We start from the raw sequence: 17,863 nt of genomic DNA, 5'->3' as shown, positions 1-17,863 counted from the left end.
AATCTGTCTCGCCTGACGCGCGTGGCAGCGCCAGCCTGGTGCAGTACCCTGCCCGGAACCGGGAGAGAATCATGTCCAAGAAAATCGATCGCCGCCACTTCATCGCCGCCGGAGCCGGCGCATTCGCGATGCCGTTCGTCTCGCGCGGCGCCTCGGCGCAGGCTGCATCACAAGGCCCTTGGCCGTCGCGGCAAATTCGCATGATCTGCAGCTATCCCGCCGGCGGGCAGACCGACCTGCTCGCGCGCGCCTACGGCGAATTCATCTCCAAGCAGGTCGGCAAGAACGTGGTCGTCGAGAACAAGCCCGGCGCTTCCGGCGCGATCGGCACGGCGGAGGTCGCCCGCGCCGAGCCCGACGGCCACACCATCCTCTGCTCGATCTCGACCACCTACATCATGAACCGGGTGGTGATGAAGAATCCCGGTTACGACATGGACAAGGATCTGACCCTCGTCAGCGTCATTCCGGGCGCCGGCCTGTTGCTGGTGGCCAACCCGAAGACCGGGGTCAAGACGCTGGAGGATTTCGTTGCCTTCGCGCGCAAGAGCGGCAAGGTGAACTTCGGCACTTACAGCGCGGGCTCGGCCCCGCACATGACGATCAACGAGCTCAACAAGCAGTACGGTCTCAACATCGAGCCGATCCATTACCGTGGCGAGGCCCCGATGTGGACCGGGATGCTCGAAGGCACGCTCGATGTCGCGATGGGAAGCTACACGGCAGCCCAGTCGGTCCTGCAAAGCGACCGCGGCACCGTGTTCGCGGTGCATTCGAAGAAGGTCGACGCAATTCCGGCCATCAAGACCCTTCCCGAGCAGGGCGCGACGTCGAAATTCTTCACCGTCAGCGGCTTTTCGGGGTGGGCCGTGCCCAAGGCAACGCCGCAGGCCGTCGTCGACCGTCTCGCGGAGCTCTGCGTCGCGGCCAACAAGGATCCGAAAGTGAAGGAGGTTCTCACCACCTTCGTGCTCGAGCCTGCCATCGGCTTCAAGGAGACCAACGAACTCTATCAACGCGAATTGCCGATCTGGATCGAGAGTGCGAAGTCCCTCGGCCTCGAACCGGCCTGAGTCTCCGGGCAGGCGCCGGTCGGTCTTCGCGGTCCGGGACTCGACCAAAGTCCAGTGCCGGACACGCATTCTGCCGCTATGATTGCGCGTCTCCGCCGACAACAAGGGCCGAGCGCATGACACCGGATGCAGTCGCCGTCGCCGTTTTGATCATCCTGCTCTTCCCGATGGGCTATTTCACGCTTGCCTCGCCCGCCTTCCTGCTGGTGAAGCTCGACATCCGGCCGGTCGGCATGCTGCTGCGCGGAATGTTCAACGCCCATTTTCTGGTGATGCGCGTTGCGGGACTCATCGCGACGGTGGCTTTGCTGCTCGATGGTCGTCCGCTCGCCGCGATCGGCGTCGGCCTGCTTGCAGCTCTCGCGATCGGCGGCCGCGGCTGGTTCTTGCAGCGGATGGACGAACAGCTCAGCGCCAGCGAAGCTGGCGATCCCGGTGCCGCGGGGCGGCTGCGGAGGCTGCACTGGAGCGGAATGCTCTGCAACGCCGTGCTGCTTGCCGCTCTCCTGGCCAGCATTCCCTACATGTCTGCGTCGGCGTGAGCGGGATTTGGTCCATCGAGCGAATTGATCGCGGCAGAGGCTTCGGCAGCGTCTAATCTAATGCTCGTTCGAGTTCGCCGCGCTCTGCTGCGCCTTGTGGATCGAGGACGGCACCACGCCGAAATATTTCCGGAACACGCGGCTGAAATGCGACGAGCTGGAGAAGCCCCAGGAGAAGGCGACATCGGTGATGGTCTTGCCGGCGTGAGCCTCGAGTTCCTGGCGGCAGTTCTGCAGCCGCGCCTGCCAGATGTAGTCGCTCACCGTGGTGCCGCGCTCCGAGAACAGCATGTGCAGATAGCGCTTGGAGCAGCCGAGCTCGGCGGAGATCTGGTCGATGCACAGATCCGGATCACGCAGATGCTCGCGGATGAAGAACTGCGCGCGCACATACATCGCTTCGGGCCCGACCCGGTCGAACATGGTGTCGGCTTCGCGCAGCGGCAGCAGCAGCAGGTCGATCAGCGAATCGGCGACGCCGACCGCGCTGTTCGCTGACAGCTTGGCCGCCTCGTCGAAGGTCGCATGGACGAAATCGTGGGCGATCCGTCCCGTGCCCGTCTTCGCCGACAACTTGCATGCCGGCATCCGCTGCGAGGGGAAGCCGCGGTCGCGCAGCAGCGCCTTCGGCACGATCACCACGTCGTGACGCGTGAAGGCCGGGCTGATGATCGAATGTGGGCAGGAGACGTCATAGGCGATGATATCGCCGGGATTGATTTCGATATGACGGCCTTCTTGTTCGAAATATGACACGCCGTAGGTCTGGAAGTGAATCTTGATGTAGGGGTGCTCATTGGCCTTGGCGCGCGCCAGCGTGTGCGCGATGCGATGCTGGCTCACTTCGATCTGGCAGAGCTTCAGGCGCGAGACGCTCGTATAGTCGATGCGGCCTTCGAGCGAGGACGCCTCCAGCGGATCGACGTCGAAATGCCCACACAGGCTCGTCAGCCCGTCGATCCAGCTCTGGATCTGGCGCTTCGGCGTCATACCGGTCGTCGAGAGCGTGTGAATGGTGTCGGACATTAATCCAGCCACTGTTTTGATCCGGAGATTCGACGCGAATCGCGACCAGTGCTTGCTGAAGCCCTCAGCCGTGATTGCGTGACGTTTACCTCGAATTTGAGCGGTCTCTTGGCACGAGCGCCATCGTTCCATTGCCACCCTTGAAAGTTAATCCTCCGCCTTAGTTGCACCGCCGTCAAGGGGAACCTGAGCGTTGAAAGCGCCTCCATGCCCCGCGGAAGCCGCTGAATTCGCTACTGCAAAATCAAAATCTTTTCCTCCGTGCGCTGTCGAGCAAACCGGGTTCTCTCTTGGGCAAGTTTCCCGATGACGAAGTCGTTAGGGATTGCGGCAGGAACAACAAGAACGGGCCGCTCCTGCACGTGGACCCGTGGCTCTCATCAGGAGGAGGAAACAGCACAGCATCGTTTCTGGTCCCGATCGTGACCGCCCTGCACGAGCAGACGCCGGACGAGAAGTCCGGTGAATCAATAAAGCTTCGGAAAAATAACGAGACCAACGGAGGAATGACTATGCGCAAGGTGCTACTGGCGACCTTTCTTGGCTCCGCGGCGGCTCTCGCCGTCGGGAGCGCCTCAGCCAATGACGAGCTGATGAAGATGTCGCAGAACCCGAAAGACTGGGTAATGCCGGCCGGCGACTACGCCAACACCCGATACTCCAAGCTCAACCAGATCAACGCACAGAACGTGGGCAAGCTCCAGGTGGCCTGGACCTTCTCCACCGGCGTGCTGCGCGGCCACGAAGGCGGCCCGCTGATCATCGGCAACATCATGTACGTCCATACACCGTTCCCGAACAAGGTCTACGCCATTGACCTTTCGCAGGAGAACAAGATCATTTGGAAGTACGAGCCGAAGCAGGATCCGAACGTGATTCCCGTGATGTGCTGCGACACGGTCAACCGTGGCGTGGCCTATGGCGACGGCAAGATCTTCCTGCATCAGGCCGATACCACCCTCGTCGCGCTCGATGCCAAGACTGGTCAGGTTGCATGGAGCGCCAAGAACGGCGATCCCGGCAAGGGCGAGACCGGCACATCGGCACCGTTGGTCGTGAAAGACAAGGTGCTGGTCGGCATCTCCGGCGGCGAGTTCGGCGTTCAGGCCCACATGACCGCCTACGACATCAAGACCGGCAAGCTGGTCTGGCGCGGATATTCGGAAGGCCCGGACGATCAGATCCTGGTCGATCCCGAGAAGACCACCGCGCTCGGTAAGCCCGTCGGCAAGGACTCGAGCCTCAAGACCTGGCAGGGCGATCAGTGGAAGATCGGCGGCGGCGCCACTTGGGGCTGGATCTCCTACGATCCCGAGCTGAACCTGGTCTATTACGGATCGGGCAATCCCTCGACCTGGAACCCGAAGCAGCGTCCCGGCGACAACAAATGGTCGATGACCGTCTGGGCACGTAATCCGGATACTGGCGTTGCCAAGTGGGTCTATCAGATGACGCCGCACGACGAATGGGATTATGACGGCGTCAACGAGATGATCCTCTCGGATCAGTCGATCAACGGCCAGCCGCGCAAGCTGCTGACGCATTTCGACCGTAACGGCCTCGCCTACACGATGGACCGCGCGACGGGCGAACTGCTGGTCGCCGAAAAGTACGATCCGAAGGTGAACTGGACCTCCGGCGTCGACATGGACAAGAACTCCCCGACCTACGGCCGTCCGAAGGTGGTCACCCAGTATTCGACGGAAGCAGGCGGAGAGGACAAGAACACCAAGGGCATCTGCCCGGCCGCGCTCGGCACCAAGGACGAGCAGCCGGCGGCCTACTCGCCGGACACGCAGCTGTTCTACGTTCCGACCAACCACGTCTGCATGGACTACGAGCCGTTCAAGGTGAGCTACACCGCGGGCCAGCCCTATGTGGGCGCGACGCTCTCGATGTACCCGCCCCCGGGCGAAACCCACATGGGCAACTTCATCGCCTGGGACAACAAGACCGGCAAGATCGTCTGGTCGAACAAGGAGCAGTTCTCGGTCTGGTCGGGTGCGCTCGCAACCGCCGGCGGCGTGGTGTTCTACGGCACGCTCGAAGGCTATCTGAAGGCGGTCGACGCCAAGACCGGCAAGGAACTCTACAAGTTCAAGACTCCCTCCGGCATCATCGGCAACGTGACCACCTATGAGAACGGCGGCAAGCAGTACGTCGCGGTGCTCTCCGGCGTCGGCGGCTGGGCCGGCATCGGTCTGGCGGCAGGTCTGACCGATCCGACCGCAGGTCTCGGCGCAGTCGGCGGCTACGCGGCCCTCAGCAACTACACGGCACTCGGCGGTACGCTGACCGTGTTCGCGCTGCCGAACTAGGCCCATCAGCATCGCTCCGGCGCGTGGATCAGCTCCACGCGCCGGCTCGTCTCCCCGGGCTCCTTCGAGGATAATCTCTTGCGTAGAATCTGCTCTGTCATTGCTGCGATGATCTTGGTTGCGTCCGGAGGAATTGCGGTCGCGGACGGTCCGGGCGATCCGGCCGCGGTGAAGAAGGAAGACGACGGCAAGTGGCTCGATAAAGAGGGAACACCGACCTACAAGATTTCGGCCGACGGCACCGTGGACTGGTTCACCTATTCCGGATACCGCCGCTATCACTCCGACTGCCACGTCTGCCATGGGCCTGACGGCATGGGCTCCACCTACGCGCCCGCGCTCAAGGATTCCGTCAAGACGATGAGTTACGGCGACTTCCTCGGCGTGGTGGCCTCCGGTCGCAAGAACATCTCGACCGCACAGGAGAACGTCATGCCGGCCTTCGGCGACAATCCGAATGTCGCCTGCTACATGGACGATCTCTACGTCTATCTCCGCGCCCGCTCCACCGAAGCATGGGGCCGGCAGCGTCCCTCCAAGAAGGAGGAGAAGACAGAGGCCTACACCAAGGCGGAAGACGCCTGTATGGGCAAGAAGTGAACGCTACGAGGACTGCCAAGATCAATTCCTGGCGTCTTATGAGAATTTGAGGAGCTACCGATGAAGACACGTGCCGCCGTCGCTTTCGAAGCCAAGAAGCCGCTCGAGATCGTCGAGGTCGACCTGGAAGGCCCGAAGACCGGCGAAGTCCTGGTCGAGATCAAGGCGACGGGCATCTGCCATACCGACGCCTATACGCTCGACGGCTTCGACAGCGAGGAATCTTCCCGTCGATCCTGGGGCATGAGGGCGCGGGCATCATCCGCGAGATCGGCCCCGGCGTGACCTCGGTGAAGCCGGGCGATCACGTCATTCCGCTCTACACGCCGGAATGCCGGCAATGCAAAAGCTGCCTCAGCCAGAAGACCAATCTCTGCACCGCGATCCGCGCGACGCAGGGCAAGGGCGTGATGCCCGACGGCACCAGCCGTTTCTCCTACAAGGGCAAGCCGATCTACCACTATATGGGCTGCTCGACGTTCTCGAACTTCACCGTGCTGCCCGAGATCGCGGTCGCCAAGATCCGTGAGGACGCCCCGTTCGACAAGAGCTGCTACATCGGCTGCGGCGTCACCACCGGCGTCGGCGCCGTCGTCAACACCGCGAAAGTCGAGCCGGGCGCCAACGTGGTCGTGTTCGGCCTCGGCGGCATCGGCCTCAACGTGATCCAGGGCGCCAAGATGGCCGGCGCCGACAAGATCATCGGGGTCGACATCAACGACTCCAAGGAGGAGTGGGGCAAGCGGTTCGGCATGACCCACTTCGTCAACCCGAAGAAGGTGACCGGCGACATCGTCCAGCACCTCGTCGGCCTCACTGACGGCGGGGCCGACTACACCTTCGACTGCACCGGCAACACCACGGTGATGCGCCAGGCGTTGGAAGCCTGCCACCGCGGCTGGGGCACCTCGATCATCATCGGCGTCGCCGAAGCCGGCAAGGAGATCTCGACCCGCCCGTTCCAGCTCGTCACCGGACGCAACTGGCGCGGCACGGCGTTCGGCGGCGCCCGCGGCCGCACCGACGTGCCGAAGATCGTCGACTGGTACATGAACGGAAAGATCCAGATCGATCCGATGATCACCCACGTGCTCAAGCTCGAGGAGATCAACAAGGGCTTTGACCTCATGCACGAGGGCAAATCCATCCGTTCAGTCGTCGTGTTCTAGCCCGAAACCGTCACCCCAAGGAGGATCGACCCATGACTGTTGCACTCCATCCCTCGATCGACAACGGCCTCAAACAGGGCAGCGGCAGCTTTGCCGGCGGCACGCTCGTCTGCAAATGCAAGGACCATCCGGTTAAGGTCGGCATCAAGGGCGACGTCGCCCACAATCATGCCTGCGGCTGCACCAAGTGCTGGAAGCCGCAAGGCGCGACATTCTCCGTCGTCGCCGTGGTGCCGCGCCAGAACGTCACCGTGCTCGAGAACGGCGACAAGCTCCAGATCGTCGATCCTTCCGCGGTGATCCAGCGCTACGCCTGCAAGGCCTGCGGCACCCACATGTACGGCCGCATCGAGAACAAGGGCCACCCGTTCTACGGCCTCGATTTCATCCACCCCGAGCTGTTCCAGGAGCAGGGCTCGCAGGCGCCGCAATTCGCCGCCTTCGTCTCCTCGGTGATCGAGTCGGGCGTGAAGCCGGAGCAGATGGCGGGCATTCGTGCGCGGTTGAAGGAAATCGGGCTCGAGCCCTATGATTGCCTGTCACCGGCGCTGATGGACGCGATCGCGACCCACGTCGCCAAAGCCAAAGCTGCCTGAGCAAGGCCGCCAGACGTTCGCCGGCCCCGTCCGCTCGATGGCTTCGACCAGCGCCAGCGAAGCGGACGGGCCCCGGCTCCGGGACGATCGCGGCGATGCCGCCTCCTCTGCAACTCACGTGTCCAGGAGGGTGACGAGCTCCCTCAGTCCTGGTCTCTGAATGACTGCGTAGCGCCGCCCACTTCCGTCTCGAAGTCCCGGCGTCTGCGTTTCTCCCTCCCTCGACTGAGGCATCCTGCTTCGTCCGTACAGTCTTGCTGGCGGACAAAGCCTTTTTCGCCGCAGTCACCGTTTTACGAACGCGACGTGCACGCGGCGCGCTGATGCGCCCTGCTTTTGACAAATCATCGATGCAGTCTTTTCCCGGTGAGAACACCCGGCTGTGAACGCCGGGCGGGCGCGATCTCTGCTACGATCGCGCCGTCACGATGCCGCGCGACATACAATCAAGAACAAACGGGAGGTATCGAACACATCCGGACATCGAGATTCGTATTCCTGACCCCTGCCGGGATCTGCCCGTGCGGGATCGTGGGCCGGGATGCGATGCAACTGGCATTACGCCGACCGGCGTCGGCGATTTTTCAATTTGGCATGCTTATGAAGAGCGAGGGATGACCATGATCAAGGTGAAGATCAACGGACAGGAACAGAGCTGGGACGGCGACCCGGATCTCCCGCTACTCTGGTTCCTGCGTGACGAGGTCGGGCTGACCGGCACCAAGTTCAGCTGCGGCCAGGCTCTGTGCGGCTCCTGCACCGTCATCGTCGACAAGCAGGCGGTGCGCGCCTGCGTCACGTCGGTCAACGACGTTGCCGGACGCGAGGTCACGACGATCGAGGGGCTGCATCCGAACGGCGATCATCCGGTGCAAAAGGCCTGGCGCCAGGTCAACGTGCCGCAATGCGGCTTCTGCCAGGCCGGCCAGATCATGCAGGCCGCCGCGCTTCTGATGGACAACCCGAAGCCCTCGCATGACCAGATCCGCGAGGCGATGTCCGGCAACCTCTGCCGCTGCGGCTGCTACCAGCGCATCGAGAATGCGGTCCATCTCGCATCGACGGGAGTGTGACATGAATTTCATCGACAATCCCCGCAAGCTTCGCGGCTTCGAGAAGCATATCAGGGTCGAGAAGGTCTCGCGCCGCAGCATCCTGAAGGGGCTCGGCGTCACCGGCGGCTTCGTCCTCGCCGCCCCCGTGATGTCGCGCCAGGCGCTCGCCTATGAGACCGGCGCCGGCAAGATGCCGCACGGCGTCGTGGTCGATCCGCGCGTGTTCGTTTCGGTCGCCCCGGATGGCATCGTCACCATCGTCGGGCACCGATCGGAGATGGGCACCGGCGTGCGCACCAGCCTGCCGCTGATCGTGGCCGAGGAGATGGAGGCCGACTGGAACAGGGTCAAGGTGCAGCAGGCCCACGGCGACGAGGTCAAGTTCGGCAACCAGGACACCGACGGCTCGCGCAGCACGCGGCACTATCTGATCCCGATGCGCCAGATCGGCGCCGCTGCCCGTACCATGCTGGAGCAGGCTGCGGCGAAGCGTTGGGGCGTACCGGCGACCGAGGTCAAGGCGGTCAATCATGAGGTCGTCCATAGCGCCAGCGGCCGCAAGCTCGGCTTCGGCGAGCTCGCAGCCGACGCCGCCAAGCAATCGGTGCCTGCAATCGAAGGCCTCAAGCTGAAGGACCCCAAGGACTTCCGCTACCTCACCAAGGGCCAGATCGGCATGGTCGATCTCCACGACATCACCACCGGCAAGGCGCGCTACGGAGCCGACGTGCGGCTGCCGGGCATGAAATATGCCGTGATCGCGCGCCCGCCGGTGACCGGCGGCAAGCTCGTCTCGTTCGATCCGGAGGCGGCGCTGAAGGTCCCCGGCGTCGAGAAGGTGATGAAGGTTCAAGGCTGGCCGTGGCCGTCGAAGTTCCAGCCGCTCGGGGGCGTCGCCGTGATCGCGCGCAACACCGGCGCGGCGATCAAGGGCCGCGACGCATTGAAGCTGACCTGGGACGATGGCGCCAACGCCAAGTATGACTCGGTCGCCTACCGCAAGGAGCTCGAGGAGGCCTCGCGCAAGCCGGGCCTCGTCGTGCGCAAGGAGGGCGATGCGGAGGCGGCCTTGAAGGGCGCGGACAAGGTGATCGTCGGCGAGTACTACCTGCCGCATCTTGCTCATGTCAGCATGGAGCCACCGGTGGCGGTCGCCGACGTCAAGGGCGACAAGGCCGAGATCTGGGCGCCGGTGCAGAGCCCGGGCGGCACCCGCGAGGATGTCGCCAAGACGCTCGGCATTCCCGAAGGCAATGTCACGGTCAACGTCACGCTGCTGGGTGGCGGGTTCGGGCGCAAGTCGAAATGCGACTTCGCGCTCGAAGCCGCCCTGCTGTCGAAGGAGCTCGGCGCACCGGTGAAGGTGCAGTGGACGCGCGAAGACGACATTCACAACGGCTTCCTGCACACCGTCTCGGTCGAGCGGATCGAGGCCGGCCTCGACAAGAGCGGCAAGGTGATTGCCTGGCGCCACCGCAGCGTGGCTCCCAGCATCGCCTCGACCTTTGCCGCCGGCGCCGTGCATCAGGCCCCGTTCGAGATCGGCATGGGCCTCGCCGACCTGCCGTTCGAGATCGCCAACATCTCCTGCGAGAATCCGGAGGCAGCTGCGCACACCCGCATCGGCTGGTTCCGCTCGGTCTCGAACATCCCGCGCGCCTTCGCCGTGCAATCGATGGTCGGCGAGATCGCGCAGGCGACCGGTCGGGACCAGAAAGACATGCTGATCGAGCTGATCGGCTCGCCTCGCATCGTCAAGCCGAACGTGAAGGACCTCTGGAACTACGGCGAGCCCCAGGACAGCTACCCGATCGACACCGCGCGCCTGCGCAAGGTGGTCGATCTGGTCGCGGAGAAGGGCGAATGGGGCCGCAAGGTGCCGAAGGGCCACGGTCTGGGCATCGCGGTGCACCGCAGCTTCGTCAGCTACATCGCGACCATCGTCGAGGTCGCCGTCGACGACAAGGGCAAGCTGACGGTGCCGCGGGTCGACACCGCGATCGACTGCGGCACCTATGTCAACCCCGAGCGCATCGCCTCGCAGATCGAGGGCGCGGCGATCATGGGCCTCAGTCTCGCCAAATACGGCGAGATCACCTTCAAGGACGGCAAGGTGCAGCAGAAGAATTTCGACGACTTCCAGCTCGTCAGGATCGACGAGTCCCCTGCGGTGACCAACGTCTACATCGTGCCGCCCGGACCCGACACGCCGCCGAGCGGCGTCGGCGAGCCCGGTGTCCCGCCCTTCGCGCCGGCGCTGATCAACGCGATCTTCGCGGCGACAGGCAAACGCATCCGGAGCTTGCCGATCGGCAAGCAGCTGGAGGCGTAAGACGGAACGGAAGCGGCCTCGCGCCGTTTCCATCGATCTGACAGGAGCAGATCGATGACCAACCTCTCAAAGGCGCTCGCAGTGTCGCTGTCGAGCGCCTTTCTTTTGACGGCCGCAGGCGCATTTGCCCAGAGCAATACCGCGCCGCCGACCTCGGCCACCCGTCCCAGCACGCCGGACCAGACCTCGCTGCCCAACGCCAATGCCCCGCCCGCCTCGACCACCCAGACCACCGGGCAGCACAATCCCGATCCGAAGGTTCAGGAGATGAACCAGAAGGAAAAGGACAAGGTGGATCGCCAGGGCAAGTAAGCTTTTGCGAGCTCATGCCGTCATGGCCTGGTCGATCCCGGCCATCCACGGCCTTTGCCGTGGCACGACGAAGGTAGATGCCCGGAACAGGCCCAGGCGTGACGACGAGCATGCGGCCCGCGGGCAATCCAGCGCACAAACAAAAATGCGGCGGACGTTGCCGTCCGCCGCATTCCCACCCCTGCTGCTCCGCTGTCTTCGATCCGCCCGCGGAGCTATTTCTTCAGCGCGAATACCCAGACGACGCCGCCTTGGGGCACATTGGCTTCGATGCCGATGTTGTTGGTCACCAGCGCGTCCTGGATGCGCTGCGCGTCCACGCCCCAGCCCGACTGAATCGCGATGTACTGCGTGCCGTCGATCTCGTAGGACACCGGCATGCCGACGATGCCGGAATTGGTCTTCTGCTCCCAGAGGAGCTCGCCGGTCTTGGCGTGGAAGGCCCGGAAGTTGCGGTCGTTGGTGCCGCCGACGAAGACGAGGTCGCCGGCCGTCGCCGTCACCGATCCGAACAGTTGCGACTTGGGGAAGTTGTGCTGCCACACCTTCTTGCCTGTGGCGGGATCCCAGGCCTGGAGCTCGCCGAAATGATCCGCACCCGGCCTCGTCTTCAGGCCGATGTCTTCCGGCTTGGTGCCGAGCCAAAGCTCGCCCGGCTTGAGCGGGACCTTCTCGCCGGTGAATCCGCCGCAGAAATTCTCGTTGGCAGGCACGTAGACGAGGCCGGTCCTCTGGCTATAGGCGGCCGACGGCCAATCCTTGCCGCCCCACAGCGACGGACAGAACTCGACGCGCTTGCCCATCACCGGCTTGTGCGCGGGATCCACGATCGGCTTGCCGGTCTCGTCGATGCCCTTCCAGACGTCCGTATGAACGAACGGCCAACCGGCGACATAGTTGATCTTGGTCGGAGTCCGTTCGAGCACCCAGAAGATGGCATCGCGTCCCGGATGCACCAGACTCTTGATGGTGCGGCCGTTGCGCTGCAGATCGATCAGCATGGGCGCCTCGACCTCGTCCCAATCCCAGGAATCGTTCTGATGATACTGGTGGTAGGCCTTGATCTTACCGGTGTCCGGATCGAGCGCGAGCACCGAGGAGGTGTAGAGATTGTCGCCGGGGTGGGAGTCGCCGGGCCACGGCGCGGCGTTGCCGACGCCCCAATAGATCGTCTTGGTCTCCTTATCGTAATTGCCGGTCATCCAGGCCGAACCGCCGCCGTTCTTCCAATCGTCGCCCTGCCAGGTGTCGTGGCCGGGCTCGCCTTCGCCGGGGATGGTGTAGGTCCGCCACAGCTCCTTTCCGTCCTTGGCATCATAGGCAACGACATAGCCGCGCACGCCGAACTCGCCGCCGGAGCCGCCGACGATGACCTTGCCGTCGACGATCAACGGCATCAGCGTCAAGTACTGGCCCTTCCTGTAGTCCTGGACCTTGGTATCCCACACCACCTTGCCGGTCTTGGCGTCGAGCGCGACCACGTGATCGTCCGTGGTGGCGAGGTAGAGCTTGTCCTCCCACAAGCCGACGCCCCGGTTGGTCGGATGCAGCTGGAACAGATCGTCAGGGAGCTGCCGCTTGTAGCGCCAGTATTCGTCGCCGGTCTTCGCGTTGAGCGCGATCACCTGCCCCATCGGGGTCGTCACGAACATCGCGCCATTGTTGACGATCGGCGGCGCCTGGTGGCCTTCGACCACGCCGGTGGCAAAGGTCCAGACCGGCGTGAGGTTCTTCACGTTCGAGGTGTTGATCTGGTCGAGTGGACTATAGCCGTGCCCGTCATAGGTGCGCCGGTAGAGCATCCAATTTTTCGGCTCCGGATTCTCCAATCGCTGTGCGGTGACCGGCGAGTAATTCTCGATCGGACCGGACACGGCGGCAGTGGATGCAAGACACGTGAAGGCGACGAAGCCGGACAGTAACCATTGCTTCCTGGTCATGGAAGTTTTCATGGACGTTCCCCTTTTTCATCCGTTCTGAATTCTTGTTGTGAATTCTTGTCGTTCGTCCCCCGTCCGCCGTTGGCGGATGCGGCCTTTCGCGACACGGGCCCGGCCCGCGACCGTCCATCATCCTGGCTGCGTGCCACCTACCTTTCCCATGAAATTGCCGGCGATGCTGAGCGAACCGTCAGCCAGCGCCAGCGGCAGCGCGGCGAGCCGTCGCGGCGCCGGCCCGAACACGACTTGCGCGCCGGCGCGCGGGTCGAACTCGGAGTTGTGGCACATGCATTTGAACACCTCCTTGTCGCCGACATCGCTCTTCACCCAGGCGGTGACAGGGCAGCCCGCATGCGAGCAGATCGCCGAATAGGCGATGACGCCGTCGACGGCCCGCGCGCGGGTCTTCTCGTCGAGCTCGGCGGGATCGAGCCGGATGATCAGGATCTCGTTGAGCCGCGAGCCGCTGCGCACGACCGATGTGTTGGGATCCTTCGGCCAGGCATGCACCGGCGGTCCGCCGGCGTTCAGATCGGCCGCGGTGATCAGCTTTCCCTCCTTGTCGCCTTCGGAGTAGACGAGCACATCGCCTTTCTGGGGCCGTTCGTCGGCCCCCGGCGGGTCCTCACCTGCGCGCGCATGCGCGGAGCAACCGAGGCAGGCGGTGGTGGCGAGCGCGCCAAGCAGGACCGTTCGCCGCGTCTGCTCGGCACAGCCCTCGGCGTCGGGTTCCCTGGAGCTTTCGGACGATAAGCAATTGGTGGTGAACGATGCGCGGGACATGTTCACAAGCAGGCGCTGGAACTCTGCCGAAAACAAGGCGAAGAATTGGCGCCGCAGTGCATCAATATGGCTTTACTCGCACTGATTGAGCCAGACCGAATGCATCCAAACGCGTTTTCGCGATTGCAACGTCGCGTCGCGCGATCGGCATGATGATTTTGCAGATCAGACTGATGATACCGGAATTGGTGCAGTGCGCTTTTCGTCGCGCTGCGCAAACGCAGCGCGACCGCCGCTGCATAGGCTGCAGGCAGCCGGTCCCGTCAGGACCTGAGCACGTGGCGCGGTGCGGCGATCGAACCGGCAACGGTTGCCGATGCCATTTCGAAACTGTCGGCGATGCGCCGCGCCTTGTCGATGAACAGGCCCGCCGCCGGCGGTGGGCAGACCTCGCGCGCGGTCTGCTCGAACAGATCGAGCCAGCGGTCGAAATGATCACCAGCCAGGCCGAGCTGCAAATGCGCCCGCATCGGCGAGCCGTGATAGCGGCCGCTCATCAGCACGACCGAGGACCAGAAATCCCTGAGCTTGGCGAGATGCTCGTCCCAGTTCTGCACGACTCCAAACACCGGACCCAGCTTTGCATCTTCGCGCACCCGTCCATAGAAGCGGGTGACGAGTTCCGCGATCATCTCTTCGGTGATCCCGGTGCGCTCGATCGCATCCTGCGTCAGCAGGCTTCGCCGTGCGGCCGCCGCCTCGCGCTCGGCCTTCAGTCGATCCGACATATCTCTGTGTCCGTTCCGTTGTTCCCGCGGGTCCGCTCGACATTGTCGGGCCGGTTGCGCGCGGCGTCTTTGTCGCAGCGCAAAGTGCGGGATCCGGCGGCGAGCGCGAAGGCCCGCCGCCGGCCGCCTGATCAGGCGCTGTAGGTGTAAAAGCCCTGCCCGGTCTTGCGGCCGAGATGGCCGGCATCGACCATTTCCTTCAGCAGCGGCGCTGGCCGATATTTAGGATCGTTGAAGCCCTTGTAAAAGACCTCCATCACCGAAAGCATGGTGTCGAGCCCGACCAGATCGGCCAGAGCCAGCGGCCCGATCGGATGGTTGCAGCCGAGCTTCATGCCGGCGTCGATCTCTTCCGCGGTCGCGATCCCTTCCTGCAGCGCGAAGATCGCTTCGTTGATCATCGGACACAGGATGCGATTGACGGCAAAGCCCGGGCTGTTCTTGGCGGTGATCGCCACCTTGCCGACGCGCTTGGCGAAATCGAGCGCCTTGGCATGGGTGTCGTCGGAGGTCTGCAGGCCGCGGATCAGCTCCAGCAGGGCCATCACCGGAACCGGGTTGAAGAAGTGCATGCCGATGAAGCGATCGGGACGGTCGGTCGCGGCGGCGAGCTTGGTGATCGAGATCGACGAGGTGTTGGTCGCGAGCAGCGTGCGCGGCGACAAGGTGGCGCAGAGGTCCTTCAGGATCTTGACCTTGAGCTCCTCGTTCTCGGTCGCGGCCTCGATGACCAGGTCGCAATCCGACAGCTTCGCCCGGTCGGTGGTGCCGGTGATGCGCTTGAGTGTGGCGTCGCGGTCGGCCGCCGACATCTTCTCCTTCTTGACCAGGCGCTCGAGGCTGCCGCCGACGGTCGAAAGCCCGCGGTTCACGGCCGCATCGGAAATGTCGACCATCACGACCGAGAGCCCGGCCGCTGCGCAGACCTGCGCGATGCCATTGCCCATGGTCCCTGCCCCGATGATGCCAACGGTCTGGATCATTGCCTCATATCCTTCATCCTTGCGGGCGCGCCAGCCGGCACGGCCCATTGTTCCTGCACCAGGGTCTAGCACCGCCACAACGCGGCCGCGACCTGATCCGCCCTCTCCTTAAAGCATCCAGAGCCGGAATAAAGCCGCCCTCGGCCGCGAAACGGCACGATTTTGCCGCCCGGCAAGCGGTTTGACCCCCGAATTTGGCCCGGCGCCGCCCGGCGGAGAGACGGGCCGGCCCGGACGCTTCGGATCGCCCTTGAGCTCCACGAATGGGACCACGCGGCGCCCGCTTCTGGAAATCGCGCCGTGAATCGTGGTCTAGTCCGCCACAGGCCTGTTGCCGGCTCGCCGCGGCGAGACCGCGCGAGGGTCCGGAAGCAGCTCAGCCGCTGCTGAGCGCGGGGGCTTTTCGAATGGACGTGATCATCTACCACAATCCCGAATGCGGCACGTCGCGCACGACGCTTGCAACCATCCGAAACGCCGGCATCGAGCCGCATGTGGTCGAATATCTGAAGACACCGCCATCGCGGGCATTGCTGCAGCAGCTTATCGCACGCATGGGGATCTCGGTGCGCGAGGCGGTTCGCGACAAGGCGCCCGCTTACGCAGAGCTCGGGCTCGACGACCCGGCGCTGACAGACGATCAGCTGCTCGATGCGATGATGGCGCATCCGATTCTGATCAACAGGCCGATCGTCGTGACGCCGAAGGGCGTCAGGCTTTGCCGTCCCTCCGAACGGGTGCTCGATCTGCTGCCGGCGCAACAGCGTCAGGCCGGATGAACGACTTCGCACGATCCATTGGCGCTGCGTTCTCGCTCATCGGCGAAGCCGACGCCGAGCTGCTCGGCATCGTCGCCTTGTCGGTGCGCGTCAGCCTGACCGCGAGCATCATTGCTCTCATGATCGGCGCGCCGATCGGAGCCTTGCTCGCGATCACCCGTTTCCGCGGGCGGCAGGTGATCATCGTCCTGACCAACGCGCTGCTTGGCCTTCCGCCGGTCGTGGTCGGGCTCGCGCTCTACCTGCTGCTGTCGCGCTCGGGCCCGCTCGGGGCGGCCGGGCTGTTGTTCACGCCGGCCGCCATGATCATCGCGCAGACGCTGCTGGCCGCTCCCATCGTGGTCGCCCTGGTGCACCGGCCCGCAAGCCTGCTGTGGGCGGAGTACGGCGACCTGGCGCGGATCGACGGGCTGTCGGCCCTGCGCAGCATGGCACTCCTGTTCGCGCTGGGCCGGACCTCGCTGCTGACGGCCTTTCTTGCGGCGTTCGGCCGCGCCATCGCCGAGGTCGGCGCCATCATCATCGTCGGCGGCAACATCCGCGGCTTCACCCGCACGATGACGACCGCGATCGCGCTGGAGACCAGCAAGGGCGACCTGCCGCTGGCGCTCGGCCTTGGACTGATCCTGCTCGCGCTGAGCGTGGCGGTGTCGACCGTCGCGTTCCTGCTAGTGGGGCGCGTTGGGGAAAAATAGCTGCTCGCCGCCGACCTTGTAGCCGGCGATCGCGTCCTGCCCCTTCGACGAGACGAGCCAGTCGATGAAGGCCTGCCCGTCCTTCGCCTTCACGTTCGGGTGCTTCTCGGGATTCACCAGCATGACGCCGTACTGGTTGAACAGCCGCTTGTCGCCCTCGGTCAGGATGGCGAGCTCGCCGCGGTTCTTGAAGGAAAGCCAGGTGCCGCGGTCCGACAGAACATAGGCGTTCGACGACGACGCCATGTTCAACGCCGGGCCCATGCCCTGACCAATCTCCCGGTACCAGCTGTCCTTGCCGGAATTGAGGTCGACACCCGCCTCTTTCCACAGCCTCAGCTCGGCCGCATGCGTGCCGGACTTGTCGCCGCGCGAGATGAACGGCGCCTTCGCGGTCGCGATCTTGCGCAGCGCCTCGACCACATCCTTGCTGCCGGATATCCGCGCCGGATCGCTCTTTGGCCCGACCACGATGAAGTCGTTGTACATGACGTCGAAGCGCTTCACACCCTGCCCTTCCGACATGAACTTGTCTTCGGCGGGCCGGTCATGGACGAACACGACGTCGGCATCGCCACGCCGGCCGATGTCGAGCGCCTGGCCGGTGCCGACGGCGACGACCTTCACCCTGATGCCTTCGGCCTTCTCGAACAGCGGCAGCAGATGGCCGAACAGGCCTGATTGTTCCGTCGAGGTGGTCGAGGCGACCGTGATGGCGCGATCCTGCGCGACCGCGATGGTGGACCAGAGCAGCAGCGCTCCAAGGGTGGCAATCTTCCTCATGCGGCGTTCCTAGCAAGCAATGACGGTCCCTCAATAGCCGCTTGGGACGTTGACGGGAACCAGCAACGTTCAACCGCTCAGGGTTGAAGCGATGGCCGCAATTCGGCAGGAACGTCGCCGGCGCAGGCGGATTGTCTGGGATGTAAAGT

At 64.1% G+C, this 17,863-nt stretch carries 16 protein-coding genes and 1 pseudogene; 11 read left to right on the top strand and 6 right to left on the bottom strand.

Annotation, left to right across the window (positions count from 1 at the left end):
* Positions 1-71: 71 nt before the first annotated feature.
* The gene (locus ACETMP_RS32300; protein WP_375159299.1) at positions 72-1,073 is read left to right on the top strand and encodes a Bug family tripartite tricarboxylate transporter substrate binding protein; all 1,002 of its coding nucleotides are present in this window, start codon (positions 72-74) and stop codon (positions 1,071-1,073) included.
* 116 nt (positions 1,074-1,189) lie between these two features.
* Positions 1,190-1,615, top strand: coding sequence for a hypothetical protein (locus ACETMP_RS32295; RefSeq protein ID WP_375159298.1), 426 nt, complete (start codon positions 1,190-1,192; stop codon positions 1,613-1,615).
* Positions 1,616-1,672: 57 nt separating this feature from the next.
* Here the strand turns inward: ACETMP_RS32295 and ACETMP_RS32290 are convergent, their stop codons facing one another.
* Positions 1,673-2,641, bottom strand: coding sequence for a helix-turn-helix domain-containing protein (locus tag ACETMP_RS32290; protein WP_126255566.1), 969 nt, complete (start codon positions 2,639-2,641; stop codon positions 1,673-1,675).
* Positions 2,642-3,153: 512 nt separating this feature from the next.
* Between ACETMP_RS32290 and xoxF5 the strand changes: the two genes are divergently transcribed.
* The 7 genes and pseudogenes from xoxF5 to ACETMP_RS32255 all read left to right on the top strand — a co-directional run bounded on the left by xoxF5 (position 3,154) and on the right by ACETMP_RS32255 (position 11,023).
* Positions 3,154-4,959 carry a lanthanide-dependent methanol dehydrogenase XoxF5 gene (gene xoxF5 / locus ACETMP_RS32285; protein WP_375162043.1) on the top strand — a complete coding sequence of 602 codons (1,806 nt, stop codon included), beginning with the start codon at positions 3,154-3,156 and terminating at the stop codon, positions 4,957-4,959.
* Between the two features lie 108 nt (positions 4,960-5,067).
* Complete coding sequence (locus ACETMP_RS32280; RefSeq protein WP_375162042.1) at positions 5,068-5,559, top strand: c-type cytochrome, methanol metabolism-related; 492 nt, start codon at positions 5,068-5,070, stop codon at positions 5,557-5,559.
* A gap of 60 nt (positions 5,560-5,619) precedes the next feature.
* Positions 5,620-6,728, top strand: a pseudogene (locus tag ACETMP_RS32275) (S-(hydroxymethyl)glutathione dehydrogenase/class III alcohol dehydrogenase).
* A gap of 32 nt (positions 6,729-6,760) precedes the next feature.
* Positions 6,761-7,324 carry an S-(hydroxymethyl)glutathione synthase gene (gene gfa / locus ACETMP_RS32270; protein WP_375159297.1) on the top strand — a complete coding sequence of 188 codons (564 nt, stop codon included), beginning with the start codon at positions 6,761-6,763 and terminating at the stop codon, positions 7,322-7,324.
* 620 nt (positions 7,325-7,944) lie between these two features.
* A complete protein-coding gene (locus tag ACETMP_RS32265; protein WP_375162041.1) occupies positions 7,945-8,397 on the top strand; it encodes a (2Fe-2S)-binding protein in 453 nt (150 codons plus the stop codon).
* 1 nt (position 8,398) lies between these two features.
* A complete protein-coding gene (locus tag ACETMP_RS32260) occupies positions 8,399-10,711 on the top strand; it encodes a molybdopterin cofactor-binding domain-containing protein (RefSeq protein WP_375159296.1) in 2,313 nt (770 codons plus the stop codon).
* Positions 10,712-10,765: 54 nt separating this feature from the next.
* The gene (locus tag ACETMP_RS32255; RefSeq protein WP_257175812.1) at positions 10,766-11,023 is read left to right on the top strand and encodes a hypothetical protein; all 258 of its coding nucleotides are present in this window, start codon (positions 10,766-10,768) and stop codon (positions 11,021-11,023) included.
* Positions 11,024-11,238: 215 nt separating this feature from the next.
* Here the strand turns inward: ACETMP_RS32255 and ACETMP_RS32250 are convergent, their stop codons facing one another.
* The 4 genes from ACETMP_RS32250 to ACETMP_RS32235 all read right to left on the bottom strand — a co-directional run bounded on the left by ACETMP_RS32250 (position 11,239) and on the right by ACETMP_RS32235 (position 15,457).
* A complete protein-coding gene (locus ACETMP_RS32250; protein WP_028137808.1) occupies positions 11,239-12,963 on the bottom strand; it encodes a methanol/ethanol family PQQ-dependent dehydrogenase in 1,725 nt (574 codons plus the stop codon).
* Positions 12,964-13,092: 129 nt separating this feature from the next.
* Positions 13,093-13,746 (bottom strand): ubiquinol-cytochrome c reductase iron-sulfur subunit, encoded by a 654-nt coding sequence (locus ACETMP_RS32245; RefSeq protein WP_375162040.1) that lies wholly within the window; start codon positions 13,744-13,746, stop codon positions 13,093-13,095.
* 263 nt (positions 13,747-14,009) lie between these two features.
* Complete coding sequence (locus ACETMP_RS32240; protein WP_375159295.1) at positions 14,010-14,474, bottom strand: group III truncated hemoglobin; 465 nt, start codon at positions 14,472-14,474, stop codon at positions 14,010-14,012.
* Positions 14,475-14,605: 131 nt separating this feature from the next.
* Positions 14,606-15,457, bottom strand: a complete 852-nt coding sequence (locus tag ACETMP_RS32235) for a 3-hydroxybutyryl-CoA dehydrogenase (RefSeq protein WP_375159294.1) — start codon at positions 15,455-15,457, stop codon at positions 14,606-14,608.
* Positions 15,458-15,864: 407 nt separating this feature from the next.
* On the opposite strand from ACETMP_RS32235, the gene arsC reads away from it, so the two are divergent.
* Positions 15,865-16,236, top strand: a complete 372-nt coding sequence (gene arsC / locus ACETMP_RS32230) for an arsenate reductase (glutaredoxin) (RefSeq protein WP_049820337.1) — start codon at positions 15,865-15,867, stop codon at positions 16,234-16,236.
* Positions 16,233-16,931 carry an ABC transporter permease gene (locus ACETMP_RS32225; RefSeq protein ID WP_028137812.1) on the top strand — a complete coding sequence of 233 codons (699 nt, stop codon included), beginning with the start codon at positions 16,233-16,235 and terminating at the stop codon, positions 16,929-16,931. The genes arsC and ACETMP_RS32225 overlap by 4 nt, the downstream gene beginning before the upstream one ends.
* Here ACETMP_RS32225 and ACETMP_RS32220 read toward each other — a convergent pair.
* Positions 16,905-17,714, bottom strand: a complete 810-nt coding sequence (locus tag ACETMP_RS32220; RefSeq protein ID WP_375159293.1) for an extracellular solute-binding protein — start codon at positions 17,712-17,714, stop codon at positions 16,905-16,907. The genes ACETMP_RS32225 and ACETMP_RS32220 overlap by 27 nt on opposite strands.
* Between the last annotated feature and the right edge of the window lie 149 nt (positions 17,715-17,863).

It is taken from the genome of Bradyrhizobium dasycarpum (assembly GCF_042019905.1).
Taxonomy (GTDB): Bacteria; Pseudomonadota; Alphaproteobacteria; order Rhizobiales; family Xanthobacteraceae; genus Bradyrhizobium; species Bradyrhizobium japonicum_B.
This window is presented reverse-complemented; position numbering and strand designations above follow the sequence as displayed.

What these genes read in the sequence shown, in the direction of transcription:
- ACETMP_RS32300 (WP_375159299.1), top strand. Translation starts at nt 72, where the DNA reads ATGTCCAAGAAAATCGATCGCCGCCACTTCATCGCCGCCGGAGCCGGC.
- ACETMP_RS32295 (WP_375159298.1), top strand. Translation starts at nt 1,190, where the DNA reads ATGACACCGGATGCAGTCGCCGTCGCCGTTTTGATCATCCTGCTCTTC.
- ACETMP_RS32290 (WP_126255566.1), bottom strand. Translation starts at nt 2,641, where the DNA reads ATGTCCGACACCATTCACACGCTCTCGACGACCGGTATGACGCCGAAG.
- xoxF5 (WP_375162043.1), top strand. Translation starts at nt 3,154, where the DNA reads ATGCGCAAGGTGCTACTGGCGACCTTTCTTGGCTCCGCGGCGGCTCTC.
- ACETMP_RS32280 (WP_375162042.1), top strand. Translation starts at nt 5,068, where the DNA reads ATGATCTTGGTTGCGTCCGGAGGAATTGCGGTCGCGGACGGTCCGGGC.
- gfa (WP_375159297.1), top strand. Translation starts at nt 6,761, where the DNA reads ATGACTGTTGCACTCCATCCCTCGATCGACAACGGCCTCAAACAGGGC.
- ACETMP_RS32265 (WP_375162041.1), top strand. Translation starts at nt 7,945, where the DNA reads ATGATCAAGGTGAAGATCAACGGACAGGAACAGAGCTGGGACGGCGAC.
- ACETMP_RS32260 (WP_375159296.1), top strand. Translation starts at nt 8,399, where the DNA reads ATGAATTTCATCGACAATCCCCGCAAGCTTCGCGGCTTCGAGAAGCAT.
- ACETMP_RS32255 (WP_257175812.1), top strand. Translation starts at nt 10,766, where the DNA reads ATGACCAACCTCTCAAAGGCGCTCGCAGTGTCGCTGTCGAGCGCCTTT.
- ACETMP_RS32250 (WP_028137808.1), bottom strand. Translation starts at nt 12,963, where the DNA reads ATGACCAGGAAGCAATGGTTACTGTCCGGCTTCGTCGCCTTCACGTGT.
- ACETMP_RS32245 (WP_375162040.1), bottom strand. Translation starts at nt 13,746, where the DNA reads ATGTCCCGCGCATCGTTCACCACCAATTGCTTATCGTCCGAAAGCTCC.
- ACETMP_RS32240 (WP_375159295.1), bottom strand. Translation starts at nt 14,474, where the DNA reads ATGTCGGATCGACTGAAGGCCGAGCGCGAGGCGGCGGCCGCACGGCGA.
- ACETMP_RS32235 (WP_375159294.1), bottom strand. Translation starts at nt 15,457, where the DNA reads ATGATCCAGACCGTTGGCATCATCGGGGCAGGGACCATGGGCAATGGC.
- arsC (WP_049820337.1), top strand. Translation starts at nt 15,865, where the DNA reads ATGGACGTGATCATCTACCACAATCCCGAATGCGGCACGTCGCGCACG.
- ACETMP_RS32225 (WP_028137812.1), top strand. Translation starts at nt 16,233, where the DNA reads ATGAACGACTTCGCACGATCCATTGGCGCTGCGTTCTCGCTCATCGGC.
- ACETMP_RS32220 (WP_375159293.1), bottom strand. Translation starts at nt 17,714, where the DNA reads ATGAGGAAGATTGCCACCCTTGGAGCGCTGCTGCTCTGGTCCACCATC.